Annotated in this window: 4 protein-coding genes and 1 pseudogene; 1 reads left to right on the forward strand and 4 read right to left on the reverse strand. The window is 39.9% G+C overall.

Annotation, left to right across the window (positions count from 1 at the left end; genetic code table 11):
• Window positions 1-1,428, forward strand: a 1,428-nt coding sequence (locus tag CV014_RS11870) for a response regulator (protein WP_236142217.1), incomplete at its 5' end; no start/stop codon positions are given.
• A 10-nt stretch (window positions 1,429-1,438) separates the two neighbouring features.
• Here CV014_RS11870 and CV014_RS11875 read toward each other — a convergent pair.
• The 4 genes and pseudogenes from CV014_RS11875 to CV014_RS30605 form a co-directional block, all read right to left on the reverse strand.
• On the reverse strand, window positions 1,439-7,237 hold the full coding sequence (locus tag CV014_RS11875) for an ATP-binding sensor histidine kinase (protein ID WP_236142218.1): 5,799 nt from the start codon (window positions 7,235-7,237) through the stop codon (window positions 1,439-1,441).
• Between the two features lie 82 nt (window positions 7,238-7,319).
• Window positions 7,320-8,813, reverse strand: a complete 1,494-nt coding sequence (locus CV014_RS11880) for an aldehyde dehydrogenase family protein (protein WP_236142219.1) — start codon at window positions 8,811-8,813, stop codon at window positions 7,320-7,322.
• A gap of 245 nt (window positions 8,814-9,058) precedes the next feature.
• A complete protein-coding gene (locus CV014_RS11885) occupies window positions 9,059-15,133 on the reverse strand; it encodes an AAA family ATPase (protein ID WP_236142256.1) in 6,075 nt (2,024 codons plus the stop codon).
• Window positions 15,128-15,262: pseudogene (locus tag CV014_RS30605) on the reverse strand (IS701 family transposase); the annotation flags it as partial. The gene CV014_RS11885 and the pseudogene CV014_RS30605, both read right to left, overlap by 6 nt.
• Window positions 15,263-15,577: the final 315 nt, after the last annotated feature.

Raw genomic sequence — 15,577 nt, forward strand, 5'->3', positions numbered from 1 at the left:
TATGGAGGAACAGGTTTAGGTTTATCTATTAGCCGTGAACTAGCGCATATGTTAGGCGGTAGATTAGAACTTGTCAGTCAACCAGGCCAGGGAAGTACCTTCACACTTTATTTACCCCAAACCTATCCCCACCAAGAAGAAACACCCCCTCCAAGCTTACCTCCTACCCCGATTGTACGAGAAACCCCTGTAGCCAAAATAGTTGAACCCATCCCTAGTCAAATTCCCGACGATCGCCAAAACATTCAACCAGGCGATCATGTATTGTTAATTGTGGAGGATGATGAAAAATTTGCGCGCATTTTACTAGACATGGCGCAGCAACAAGGCTTTAAAGTCATAATAGCAGCACACAGTAAACAAGCTTTAGCCTTAGCCCAACAATACCAGCCAGAAGCGATTACTTTAGATATTAATCTCCCAGATGTAGACGGGTGGACATTACTAGATAGATTAAAACACGACCCCCAAACCAGACATATCCCTGTTCACATCATGTCTGTAGACGACAGACAAAAGCGGGGTTTACAGCTAGGCGCAATTACTTACTTACAAAAACCTGTATCTGCGGAAGCACTAGATCAAGTATTTACCGAAATGAAAAGCTTTATTGCCAGGAAAGTCAAACATCTGTTAATCATAGAAGATGACCCTGTGCAAGCTCAAAGTATTATTGAACTCATTGGTAATAGTGACGTACAAAGTACAGCCGTAGGTACAGGAACAGCCGCCTTAGAAATTTTAAAAACACAGCAATTTGATTGTATAGTTTTAGACTTGGGTTTGCCTGACATGACAGGCTTAGAACTGATTGAATACATCAAACAAGAACCCAACCTCCTGAAACTACCAATCATCGTTTACACCGGTAAAGAACTCTCCCGTCACGAAGAAAGCCAACTTAGAAGACTAGCAGAAACCATTATTATTAAAAATGTGCGATCGCCAGAAAGGTTGCTAGATGAAACAGCCTTATTTTTACATCGTGTCCAAGCCAATCTACCCCCAGCTAAACGCCAAATCTTAGAACAGCTACAACAAACAGATCCCGTCTTAGCTAACCGCAAAATTTTGATTATTGATGATGACTTACGGAATATTTTCGCCTTGACTAGCCTGTTAGAAAGCTATCAAATGGAAGTGTTATTTGCAGAAAATGGTCAAGATGGAATTGCGACTTTACGAGAAAATCCCAAAATAGATGCGGTCTTAATGGATGTCATGATGCCACAAATGGATGGTTATGAAACCACCCGTTGTATCCGCCAGCAAGCACAATTTCGCACCCTCCCTATTATTGCTCTCACCGCCAAAGCCATGCCAGGCGATCGTGAAAAGTGCATTGAAGCCGGTGCTTCAGATTACATCACTAAACCCGTAGATACAGAACAATTGTTATCTTTGCTCAGGGTTTGGTTGTATAGATGATAGTTAATAGTCAAATACATACTGGAATTTCTATCATAAATTCTGTACCTCCGCCTAATGTAGAGTTACAAATTAGCTTTCCTGCGTGAGTTTCTTCGACTATCTGTTTAGCGATCGCCAAACCTAATCCCGTCCCTTTACCGACTCCTTTAGTAGTAAATAAATGGTCAAATATTTTTTGTTTAACTTCCTCACTCATCCCTTTACCGTTATCAGCAATTGAGATTTGGACGTATTTATCTGCTATCAAGGTTGTAATTTGAATGCGGTTAGGATGAGCTTGAATTTCTGCAAAACTCTTACCATTATTTGATTCGTCTAAAGCATCAATAGCATTGGCGAGAATATTCATAAACACCTGATTTAATTGCCCAGGAAAACATTCTATTTGGGGTAAATCTCCGTATTCAGTGATGACTTCTATCGCTGGACGTTCGTCATTAGCTTTGAGGCGATGTTTGAGAATTAAAATTGTACTGTCGATACCTTCATGAATATTGAATAGGACTTTGTAATCTTTATCTGCCCGTGAAAAAGTCCGCAGACTAGTGCTGATATTTTTTAATCTATCGCAAGCCATGACCATTGTATCCAGCATCTTGGGTAAATCTTCCAATGTGTAATCTAAATCAATATCTTCGGCGTGTTCGGTAATTTCTGCACCTGGATTCGGTAGAGTTTCTTGATATAGTTTCAGGTGTGTAAAAATATCTGCAACTACTGGTTTAGTTTGTTTTAAGGTTGCAGAGATAAAACCCAGAGGATTATTCATTTCATGAGCAACCCCAGCAACTAAATTACCTAAAGCAGACATTTTTTCACTTTGGACAATTTGTAAATTTGCTTGTTGCAAATCGTGTAATGCTTCGGTTAATTCCTGGGATTTTTGTTGAATTTCGGCTTCTGCTTGCTTGCGATCGCTAATATCCTTAGTAAATACAAAGTTGTATTCTTTGTCTTGAAATTTTACATAATTAACATTGACTTCGACAGGATAAATCTTGCCAGATTTATGTTTATGATAGCTTTCGGCAGTGAATGAGCCTTGTTCACAAATAGCTTGCCAATGTTCTGCCCATAATTCTTGAGGAAAAACAGGACTAATGTCAGAAACGTATTTACCAATTATCTCTTCTCGACTATATCCTAAACCTTGACACGCCGCATCATTAGCATAGAAAATCCGACCATCTGGCTCAATCCACCAGACAGAAACATTGGTCTGATCAATAGAAATTTGATTGAGTAATGCCTTTTCCATCGCCTGTTGCATTTGTCGGTAAAGGCGAGCATTATCTAAAGCTATGGCTGCTTGAGCCGAAAGTATCTGAATAACCTGAAGACGTTCTGTAGTAAACACTCCCACTGTGGCGCGACTTTCAAGATATAATACGCCTACAAAATTGCCTTGATTGATAATGGGTGTACACAAGACACTCTGGGGTTGATATCTCAACATATATTCTGCAATCAACCCAGGGATATTTGTTTGGCAATTATCTATCAAAATTGTTTGTTGAGTATTTTTAACGTAATTGATAATTCTTCTGGGAATATCTTGACAATCGTCAAGTAATTGTGTGGAGATGGTGGTCTGTGGAGAATTTATTTCCGCATTAATTGATGTAATGGCGCGAATTTGTAAAACATTATCCTGATTGAGAATTAAAGCAGATTTATCCGCCCCAGAGTTTTGCAGGATAATTTGGGTAAGATTGGTAATTAGATCATCTAATTCGATATTACTAGAGATAGTTTGAGCTGCTTTAAGTACACTAATAAAATCCAGTACGCTGGAAATACTAGTGCTGGTATTGTCACTTTGAACTGATACAGATTTTAAGGGAAGGGGAAGAGAAGCAATGGTTTCCCAAGGATTTAGGTTAATCTCTTTTTGTGCAATAATCGCTTTGAGTAACTGGGGATAGCGTTGTTCTAAATCGGCAATTTTTGCTTTTGCACCCCAACGAGCATAACAATAATAAGCTTCCTGCATATAGAGAATGGCAATTTTTTCTCTACCCCAATCGAGATAAAATTTGGCAGCCAGTTCATTAGCTAAAGCTTCATCCTGAATAAATTTATTTTCTTTAGCTAGGGCAATAGCGCGATCGTAACATTCAATCGCCTCGATTTTGTTACCCAATACACGATAGTTCTCTGCGGTGACTAATTCCCAGCGATGCTGATGATTACATGGTGCCAAAATTGCCCAATGCTGTAATTTATCTTTATGCTGTTGTACTCTTAATAAGATTGCCTGACCTTCTTGTGTAGATGCTGTTGCATACTGAGTTAATTGAATCAGCGCATCATAAAAAGAGTAGAGGGGAACCATAAATTGCCCCATGCAACCGTCTAGATATTGTCCAGTTTGAGTAGATGCTTGAAAGGCTTCGCTATCTTTTCCAAAGAGATAATAGAGAAAAGCCTGGTTGCCATAAAACATACACAATGGCGAGCTTTGATTAGCAGCTTGTAGTTGAGGAAGAGACAATTCCTGGTTAAAAATATTTCCACTTAGGTGATATGGCACTTCTGTTTGCCCCAACAAATTTAGTACAGTTTGTTGATAAGTTGCTTGACAATCTAGGATGGCTTCTTGTTTGTATCGATGAATAATTTGGTGATAAACATCCAGTGTCTGTGCAACTTCTGTTAGTTCCCGCCCCGTATAGTAAGCATAATAAGAGTATGACATAGCACTCCGGCAAGCCATCTCAATTTCTCCAGTTTCTAGCCCAGTTTTGTAGCTTTCTTCTAATCCAGTAAGCACTTGAAAAAGAGGAATTTTCCAATGTTTTATAGCAACATAAACTAAATGTAGAGTGCGGGTTTTTAAAGATGTCAATTGGAATTTTTCCGCCAGGCTTAATGCCAATTCTCCGAACTGATAACCGTTTTCGAGATCACCAATAATGCCACATAACATTAACCCGTAGTCACTGTAAGCAAATACAGAAACAGGACAGTTGCCAAGTTTGATGGATAATTCTACCTCCTTACAAATTAGTAATGGCATGAGATTAGTAGCCGCCGTATAGGCAGCAGGTATAATGTTGGTCAAAATTTCCATTGTTGCTACCAACTGGGGATCTGTCATAGTTGGTAGATATATGAAACTGCTGGGGTCTTTATCTGCCCAGAGCAGTTGCGTCACGTTCAGGGCTTGGCTAATATCTTCTTGAGTAGGTTGTTCAGGAAATGTAATCTCCAAGGAATGTAATACTTCTAACCCAATCTGAACTGAATTGAGAAGTTCTCCTTGAGCGTTCGCTCCTAAAATTCGAGTTTTTTGAGTTTTGATTGTATCAAGTAAGGTTTTGGCTTGCTGCAATAACACACTCGCCCACTGTTCCATCGGCTCAAAATCGGTGTTGAGATAGCTAGCTTCTGCTATTTCTTCATAGAGTGCCAAAGTCAGGGGGTAATGATTCTCCCATGCAGTTGCAGGTAACAGTTTGATACCAGTGCCTAAATAGTCAATGGCTGCACCATAAGCAGTGGCAAGTTTCGCTTTGCGTCCCGCCACGAGATTTAATTGAGCTAAATGTTCTCGCTCTTGGGGTGTGGTGATGAGAGCAATACCGAAATTTAAATGGTTAACTATATCAAATAATCGCTCTTCCCTTTCACTGGGGTGAGAATTTTGTAATAATAGCCGACCTATTTGTAGGTGAGTGCTTTGTTTTTGCTCTTTGGCAATCAGCGAATAAGCTGCTTGTTGCACTCGGTCATGTAAGAATTTGTAGGTAACATTATTATGATTTTCTAATGTCTGTGACTGAGTTGCTTTTCCGAGATAAAACTTATAAACATCACTAATTGGTAAAATCAATCCTTCTTGTAGTGCTTTCCACAAAGCAATAGCTGTTTCTAGTTGAGATTGTTGTGTAACAATGGCTAAAGTATTTAAATCAAAGGAGTTGCCAATACAAGCTGCTAACTGCAATACATATTGAGTTGATACAGGTAGTTTTTGCAGTTGCAAACTCATAAAATCTACAACATCATCTGTTACAGCTTGCGTTTTTATTTGGGTAATATCACATTGCCAACAGCCTAACTCAAAGTTAAATTGAATTAATCCATCTTGATGCAGTGCCTTAATAAATTGTGTAGCAAAAAATGGATTACCTTGAGTTTTTTGATAGATTAATTCAGAAATGTTCCAGGCTAATTCCTCTGGACATTTGATGGTATCAGCGACTAACTGATTGACTTTGGTTGGAGTTAGTGGTGCTAAAGTAATTGTATTAATCTGGGCTTGTTTTTTTTGAATATCACTCAAAGTCAAAATCAAGGGATGCCCTGGTAGCACTTCATTATAGCGGTAGGCACCAATTAATAAAAGATGACTGGTATCTGTGATTAATAACTGCATTAACTTCAGCGATGCTGAATCTGCCCATTGCAAATCATCTAAAAACATCACTAAGGGATGTTCTGCACTGGTAAAAACTTGGGTAAAATTTTGGAATAATAAGTTAAAGCGGTTTTCAGAGGCTGTTCCTGATAGTTCTACGGCTGGGGGTTGTTGTCCAATAATTGTGGCTAATTCGGGTATGACTTCAATGATTACTTGACCATTATCACCAACAGCCTCTAATATTTTGTGTTTCCATTGCTGAATTTGTACATTACTTTCCGTTAATAATTGCGCCATTAAATCGCGGAAGGCTTGCACAAATGCACTTAAAGGAATATTGCGGTTAAATTGGTCATATTTGCCCTTAATAAAGTAACCGCGTTGTCTAACAATTGGTTTATGTACTTCATTGACAACGGCTGTTTTCCCAATTCCAGAGAAACCAGCCACCAGCATCATTTCTGTTGAACCCTGACTGACGCGTTCAAAGGCTTGTAAGAGTGTTGATACTTCGGCTTCTCTACCATAAAGTTTCTCAGGAATGATGAAGCGATCGCACACATCCCGACTAGCAATTTGAAAATCCTCAAGTTTACCCGTTGCTTGCAGTTGCGATAAGCAATTTTCTAAATCATATTTCAATCCCAATGCACTTTGATATCTATCTTCGGCATTTTTCGCCATTAACTTGCTGACAATGGCTGATAATATTGGGGGAACTTGTGGGTTAATTTCATGCACTAATGGTGCTATTTTGGCAATATGACAATGTACTATTTCCATTGGGTCATTAGCTGGAAAAGGTAACTCCCCTGTCAGTAATTTATAAAAAGTTACACCAAGTGAGTAGAAGTCTGTGCGGTAGTCAACTACTCGGTTCATTCTTCCTGTCTGTTCTGGAGAAATGTAAGCTAGCGTCCCTTCTAAGACATTAGTTTTAATGAGGCTTTGGGTTTCTCGTGGTAATAAAGATGCAATACTAAAGTCAATTAATTTAACTTGTTTCGTTTCGGGATTAATTAATATATTGCTGAGTTTGATATCTTTATGAATAATTTGTTCTTTGTAGAGTATATCTAAGGTGTCACAGAGTGCGATCGCTATTTCTAAAAATTCTGGGAGAGATATTTGGGTTTCTCTAATTTGCCACTGTTCTAGAGAAATTCCTCCAAAGTCTTCCAATATCAGTACATAACCATTTTGGTACAGTTCCAAGCCATAAGTTTGGATAATTAGAGGTGAATGGAGATTTTTCGTAATTGTGTATTGGTTGCGAAAGGATAAGAGTTCACTGAAACTGGGATAAGGATTTTTCAGCACTTTGATGACTACAGGTAATGAGTCAATTTCTCGGTATCCTCGATATACTAATGTTCTCGTACCGTTGTAAATTTCTTCAGTGATTTGATATCCAGGAATACCTATCAAAGTGCTAACCATATCTTTTCATGCTCAAAATCTCTGGATCTAGTATTCCCAGATATGGCCGGAAAAAAACTGAATTTAGCTACCTCAAGAGCAACTAACGATTATCTATTTGAGCGCGTTGCAAACTGCCAGAGAAGTCAACATAAACACTTTTCCATTCCGTGAAAACATCTAAGGCAGTCGTTCCTGCTTCTCTGTGGCCGTTACCTGTTTGCTTGACACCACCAAAAGGTAGATGTACTTCTGCACCAATGGTAGGGCCGTTAATGTAGGTAATACCTGCCTCAATGTCGCGCATAGCAGTAAAAGCGCGATTGATGTCGCGAGTATAGACTGAAGAAGAAAGACCATATTTAGTATTATTGAGAATGGCGATCGCTTCCTCAAAGGTACTCACCTCAATTAATGCCACCACAGGGCCAAATATCTCTTCTCGCGCCACCCGCATTTGAGGTGTGACATGATCTAAAACCGTCGGCTGGAAAAAGTAACCCTCTTTTAACTCACCCTCTGTGGCAATTTCCCCACCAATTAATATTTCTGCACCTTCCTCACGGGCAATTGTCATATAATCACTGACCCGTTGCAATTGTCTGTGATTAATTATGGGGCCGATATCCGTATCGGGATGATCACCAGCACCCAAACGTAACTTTTCGGCGCGTTCACACAGCATACTCGTAAATTTTTCCTTGATATCTCGGTGTAAAATTAAACGACTAGTAGCTGTACAACGTTGTCCAGTTGTGCCGAATGCACCCCAGACTGCACCATCTAAAGCCAATTCTAAATCCGCATCTTCCATCACAACTTGGGCATTTTTACCACCCATTTCTAAACAAACGCGTTTGTGAGTCCGCCCACAAGTTGCACCCACATAAGCACCTGTTTCCGAAGAACCAGTAAAGGAAACTAAATCAATATCTGGATGTTCAACTAAAGCTTTTCCGACTTCTTCCCCAACCCCATGCACCAAGTTAATCACTCCTGGTGGTAAACCTGCGGCGGCGAAAATTTCTACTAATTTAGTTGCACAAGCAGGGGTATCTTCCGCAGGTTTGAGAATGACTGTATTACCACACACTAAAGCCGGCATTGCTTTCCAACAGGGAATAGCAACAGGGAAATTCCAAGGAGTAATTAAAGCACAAACCCCAATAGGCATCCGCACAGTCATGGCGAACTTATTGGGCATTTCCGAAGGTGTCGTTTGTCCAAACAGTCGCCTTCCTTCCCCAGCACTATAAAAAGCACAGTCAATTCCTTCTTGAATATCACCCCTAGCTTCAGTTAATGGTTTACCCATCTCTCGACTAATCAACTTTGCTAGTTCTTCCTTATGTTCAGCCAATAATTCTCCCACACGAAAGATGTATTCAGCTCTAGCTGGGGCGGGGACTGTTCGCCAACTTTGATAAGCTTCTCTAGCTGCGGCTACGGCTAAATCTACGTCCTCCACTTGAGAACGAGGGAAAGTTGCAACAATCTCCGTTTTATTAGCAGGGTTATGACTAGCTAGGATATTTTCCTCGGTAGCACTCAACCACTGACCATTAATATAATTTTGGCAATTTAGTGAATTTATCATAATCAAGTTGTTAGTTATTTAGTCAATAGTCAATAGTCAATAGTCAATAGTCATTACTCATTACTCATTACTCATTACTCATTACTCATTAGTTTTTCTCTCCCTACCCCCATGCCTCCCTTCTGCTAGGTTATCGCCTAGTTGAAAAAATGGCAGGTATTCAGGTATTTGTAATTAAGAAAATTTACGAAGGCGACGATGCTCCGCCCCTTCTTTCCCCTAAACCCCTACACCCCCACATCCCCCTACACCCCTGATACATACATAGGTAGGTAAATTGCAAAACAACTACCTACCCCCAGTTCACTGGTTAACGTCACTTCGCCTCCGTGCAGTTCAACGATGCGTTTGACGAGAGCTAGTCCTAATCCTGTACCCTCATAGTTGCGGTTGAGTTTGCTATCAATTTGAATGAATGGTTCAAATACTTTCTGGAAATGTTCGGGAGCGATGCCAATCCCTGTGTCAGTGATGGCGATTTGGAGATAATTTTGCCCCTTGGTTGCGCTGGGGAAAATAACTTCTAGGGTAATCGAACCACTCTCTGGGGTGAATTTGACGGCATTATTCAGTAAATTAATTAGCACCTGGCAAATGCGTCGTTCGTCTATGTAAAATTTGGGTAAATCAATCGGTAATTTACTTTCTATCTGAATCGATTTTTTTGCAGCTTGGGGTTTGATAAATTCGAGACTTTGTTGGCATAAAGGTATAATTGCGGTATTTGCACGGTTCAGTTGAATTTGCCCTGATGCGATTTTCGAGAGATCGAGAACTTCGTTAATTAGTTCGAGTAAATGATTACCACTATGCTCAATAGTGTTTAAGGCTTTGAGTTGTTTTTCGTTAACTTCTCCAAATATTTCATCCTGCAATCCCTCGGTCATACCTAAAATTGCGTTGAGGGGGGTACGTAATTCGTGACTCATAGTAGCTAAAAATTCGTCTTTGAGGCGGGTAGCACGGATGAGTTCTGCATTGGTTTTTTCGAGTTGTTCTTCGTGTTTTTTGCGATCGCTGATATCTCGAATAATACCCTGGTGTCGAATTATATGACCTTCAGCATCATAAATTGGGGCGGCGTTGACTGTCACCCACAAATACCTACCGTCTTGACACAGATGACGAAATTCTTGATTGAGAATTTTTTCACCTTGCTCAACTATGCGTCTCATTGATCCCAACATCCCTTCTAAGTCATCGGGATGAATCAAATCTAAGAATACTTTCCCGACGTAATCAGCAGGGTTTAATCCAAACATGGTCTGAAATTGCGGGGAAAGATAACTTAATGTACCGTCTGTTTCTGCTGACCAGATTACGTCGGTGACTCCTTCTACCAAGCCCCGGAATTTGGTCTCACTTTCTGCTAAGGCGATTTCTGCTTGTTTGCGTTCATGAAGTGCAGCTCGTTGTTCGGTAATATCGATGACAACAGAGTCCCAGATCATTAAATCGTCTGGGTAAATTTGAGGCTGGGCTGCTGCTTGAATCCATTTTATCTCACCTGTGTAAGAGATAATACGGAATTCTTCTCGAATAAGGCTGAGATTCTCAATCGATTGCTCGATAGCTTGTTGAATTCTGGGCTGATCATCAGGATGTTCAAAGTCTCTTAATGAGTATTGTCCTGCCATGACAGCTTCAGCACTGACACCATAAAGATCATAGCAGCCAGAACTTACATAGGGCATGAATACCGATCTATCCTTGAGGTTAATAGCAACCCTCAAAATAATTCCTGGGATGTTCTGCGCGAGAGTTTGGAAGCGGGACTCACTCTCACGTAATTCTTGCAGCGATCGCTCTAACTGTTGGGCATAAGATTGGGACTGCTCATACAACCTGGCATTTACCAGGGAAATGGCGGCTTGGGAACAGAGCAATTTCAGTAACTCTACTCGCTCACTGGTAAAAACTCCAGAAGTGATGGCATTTTCTAGATATAGAATGGCTAGCAACTGCCCTTGATGGAGAATCGGTGTACACAACAAACTTTTGGGTTGGTACTGGAGACAATAGGGATCATTCATGGTGCTGACATGGTTTTTACAGTTGTTAATCACTGTTTCTAGGGTGCGTTCAACATAATGAATGAGTGTGTGGGGAATCTTTTGGCATTGATCTACAGGTTTGCGTTCCCAAGATTGAAAAGCATGATCAAAATACTTAATCCCCAATTGCAAAGTGCCTTCATAGTTGAGGAACAGGGCAGCTTTGTCAGCACCAGCATTAGTAATCACCAGTTGGATGAGCTTCTGTAGTAGTCGATCAAGTTGGATTTCGCTGGAAAGGGTTTGATAGGCTTTGAGGACTGTATTTAAGTCCAGCGTGGCAGAAACTTTGTTAGCAGATATGGATGATTTAGTTGATAGTGATTCACCAATCCCAGATTTTGTCAAGTAAAAAATTGGCGTTAGTAAGTTGGGATAGTGTTTTGCCAAATCATCTGTTTTGGCTTTTGCACCCCACTGAGTATAGCTGTAGTAAGCTTCTTGCATATATCCTGCGGCAACTTTTTCTCTGCCCCAGTCAAGGTAAAACTTAGCAGCCAATTCATTAGCTATGGCTTCATCCTGAAGAAAGTGGTTTGCTTGGGCTAAGGAAATGGCGCGATCATAAGCGTCTATGGCATCGGTTTTATTGCCTAACACCCGACACCGTTCTGCTTCCACCAGTTGCCAACGATGCTGATGGTTGCTGGGAGCTAATGTTGCCCAATAATGCAATTGCTGTTGATATTGTTGAACTTTTAACAGAATATTTTGTTGTTCTGGGAAAGATGCAGTGGCATACTGGGTTAACTGAATTAAGGCATCCAAGAACGAGTAGACAGGAATTGAAAAAGTAGCGATCGCCCCATCTAAATGTTGAGCAGCTTGAGCAGACATTTGGCTGGCTGCTGCATATTTGCCAAACAAATAATAGAGAAAGCATTGGTTGAAAGACCAAATCCACAATGCTGTGCGTTGATTGGTTACTCGCATTTGTGGGATGTGTATTTCTGGGTTAAATACTGCTCCCGTTAACTGCTCAGGGACTCCTTCTCCCTCTCTCAATAAATTTAAGACGATTTGTTGGTAAATGTTATGTTCATGGAGACAAGTAGCGTGTTTGTAGTTTTTAATAGTTGGGTAATAGGTATGGAGGAGCTGATTCAGTTCGGTTAATTCCTGTCCTCGATGAAAAGCATAGTGAAAGGATGTCACCGCACTCACGCAAGCAACCTCTATATCACCAGTTTCTAGCGCACTACGGTAGGTTGCTTGCAAACCCAGCAGAATTTCCGCTATTGGGGTTTTCCAATGTTTGATAAAAGCGTGAACTGCATACCAATTGCGGGGTTTAAAAGAGATTAGTTGCAGTTGTTCTCGCAACTTGAATGCCAATTCCCCAAATTCATAGCCATTTTCGATGTCACCCATCAGACCACATAAAATTACCCCATAGTCACCGTAAGCAAATACAGAAACGGGACTATTGCCTGATTGAATGGATAATTCAATTTGTTTGACAATCAGCAATGGCATGAGGCTAGAACCTGAAATATAGGCGGCAGACACTAAAACTGTCAGTATTTCCATTGCTGCCAACAATTGGGGGTCGCTCATCGGGGGCAAATTTAGTAAGCTGAAAGGGTGTTGATCTGCCCACAGCGATCGCGTCATGTGAAAGGCCTGTTCTATCTCTTCCTGGGTGGGTTGCGCTGGAAATTCAATGCCCAAGGAACGTAACACCTGTAATCCAATTTGTATGGACTCTAAAAATTTTCCCTGGGTTTTAGCTCCCATAATTCGGGTTTGTTGAACTTTAATGGTGTCTAGCAAGGCGTTGCTATTTTGTAATACGATGTTTGCCCACCGTTCCATTTGCTCAAAATCAGTGTGAAGATAACAGGCTTCAGTAATCTCTTCATGAAGTACCAGAGTCAGGGTATAATGGCTTTGCCAAGCAGTTGGCAGTAAAAGCTTGATGCCTGTGGCGAAATGGTTGATTGCCATTCCATAGGCGGTGGCAGTTTTGGCTTTACGTCCAGCCGCTAGATTTAACTGTGCCAAGCTTTCCCGTTCTGATGGCTGTACAATCAGGGTACTGGCGATATTCACATGATTGACTATCTCAAAAAGTCGCTCTTCCCGTTGACTGGCGGTAGAATTATGCAGTAATAGCTGACCGATTTGTAGATGGGTGGCTTGTTTGCGATCGTCAGTAATCAAGGAATAAGCAGCTTGTTGCACTCGGTCATGTAAAAATTTGTATGTTACTGAATGGCAATCGTCTAATGTACATACAAGATTTTCTTCCCCAAGATAAAATTTATAAACTTCATTAATCGGTAAAATCAATCCCGCTTGTAACGCCTGCCATAAATCAGTAAATACCTCATTTGGGGATGATTGGGCAACAATTGCCAAAGTATCTGAATTAAAAGTATTGCCAATACAAGCAGCCAACTGTAGCAAATATTGAGTTGAGTCCGATAGTTTTTGTAGTTGGTAACTCATAAAAGTCACAACGTCATCTGTTACCGCTTGAGTTGTTACTTGTGTAATGTCACATTGCCAACAACCCAACTCAAAGTCAAATTGAATGAATCCATCTTGATGTAATGCTTTGAGAAATTGGGTAGCGAAAAATGGATTGCCTTGGGTTTTTTGAAATACCAATTTAGAAAGAGGAGATGCCAATAATTCTGAGCATTTAATTGTATCAGCAACTAATTGATTTATTTGGATTTGATTGAGTGGGGCTAATGTCATCATATTAATTGTTGCTGATTTTTTTTGTAACTCACTCAAAGTCAACATTAATGGATGCCCTGTATTGACTTCGTGGTCACGATATGCACCAATTAATAATAAATAACCAGTGTTAGTAATTAATAGCTGAATTAATTTTAATGATGCGGAATCTGCCCATTGTAAATCATCTAAAAATATGACTAAGGGATGTTCAGCACTGGTAAAAACTTGGGTAAATTTTTGGAATAATAAATTAAACCGATTTTCGGCGGCTGTTCCTGATAATTCTATAGCTGGTGGTTGCTTGCCAATAATGCTTTCTAATTCTGGGATCACTTCAATAATTACCTGTCCGTTATTTCCCAGGGCTGCTAATATTTTTTGCTTCCATTGCTGAGTTATCGCATTACTTTCTGTGAATAATTGCCGCATTAAATCACGGAAAGCGCGCACGAATGCTGACAGGGGAATATTACGATTCAATTGGTCATATTTGCCTTGAATAAAATAACCCCTTTGTCGTAGAATCGGCTTATGTACTTCATTGACTACCGCAGTTTTACCAACCCCAGACAAACCTGCAATTAGAGTGATTTCAGTCGCTCCTTGGCTGACGCGCTCAAAGGCTGTGAGTAGGGTTTTTACTTCCGTTTCTCGCCCATACAATTTATCAGGAATCAGAAAGCGATCGCACACATCCCTCTGTGCAATAGAAAAACCCTCAATTCTACCTGTTTCTTGCAATTGCATCCAGCATTTTTCTAAATCATACTTGAGTCCCAAGGCACTTTGATAGCGGTCTTCGGCATTTTTTGCCATCAATTTGTTGACTATCTCTGCAATTACATTTGGAATTTCTGGATTAATTGCATTTACTAATGGTGCTGCTTTGGCAATATGACAATGTATCAATTCCATCGCATCTTGGGAATGAAATGGTAGTTTTCCTGTCAAGAGTTCATAGAAAGTCACACCTAAAGAATACAAATCTGTGCGGTGATCAATTCCTCGATTCATTCTCCCCGTTTGTTCAGGAGAAATGTAAGCCAATGTTCCTTCCAAAACTTCAGGATTGACTAACGTTTGTGTTTCTCGTGGTAATAAAGAGGCAATACTGAAATCAATTAATTTAACTTGTTTAGTTTCTGGATTAATTAAAATATTACTGGATTTAATATCTTTATGTATAATTTTCTGATGGTAGAGAAAATTTAAAGTGTCACATAAAGATATCGCAATTTCTAAAAATTTTCTTAAGTTGCCTTGGTTTTGTCTTTTTCTTCTCCAATCTGACAGAGAAATACCCCCAAAATCCTCCATGATTAATAAATAACGATGCTGATAAGTCACAAGACTATAAGTTTGAATGATTCCGGAGAAGTGAATATTCTTGGTAATGGTATATTGATTACGAAAATTTACTAGTTTACTCACCCTGGGATAAGGACTTTTCAGCAGTTTAATTACTACTGGTAATGAATCATTGTCTCGATATCCACGATAAACAACGGTTCTGTAACCTTCATAAAGGATATCGCTAATTTGATACCCAGGAAGACTGACTTGAGAGCTAACCATAAATCGACAAATTCCACATACTTGTTTGATGGCTGTATGAAAACTTTCAATTCCTCAATGAGTATCATGAATCGTGGTAAATTCACTTCTATTGATTTGGTTGAGTGTATCTTTGTCTGGTATATATAGGAATCCGATTTGATTATTGAAAAAATCCAAGTATGTGTAGGGTGTTTGAGGCATAAGCCGTAACGTACCAAAGTCTTGATCTATAGGTGCGTTACGCTGTTGCTAACACACTACGTATATTTCAGAAATCACATATGATTTCTATATAATATTACATAGTCACTAAAGTCTTCTGTTTTGCAGTCTTTCTTAAAGAACTGAGTCAAATTTCTAACCTTATTTACGCCCAGAAATTCCAACCCAGAAATCCAAGTCTCTCTCCTCGCAGACTACAGTGTACACACAAATGACGGGATTACGCGATTACTATCCTAC

Origin of the sequence: Nostoc sp. CMAA1605 (assembly GCF_021596505.1) — a bacterium.
Lineage (GTDB): Bacteria > Cyanobacteriota > Cyanobacteriia > Cyanobacteriales > Nostocaceae > Trichormus.

Bases quoted from the DNA above. Each gene is read 5' to 3' on its own strand.
- CV014_RS11875 (WP_236142218.1), bottom strand. From the start codon at position 7,237: ATGGTTAGCACTTTGATAGGTATTCCTGGATATCAAATCACTGAAGAA.
- CV014_RS11885 (WP_236142256.1), bottom strand. From the start codon at position 15,133: ATGGTTAGCTCTCAAGTCAGTCTTCCTGGGTATCAAATTAGCGATATC.
- CV014_RS11880 (WP_236142219.1), bottom strand. From the start codon at position 8,813: ATGATAAATTCACTAAATTGCCAAAATTATATTAATGGTCAGTGGTTG.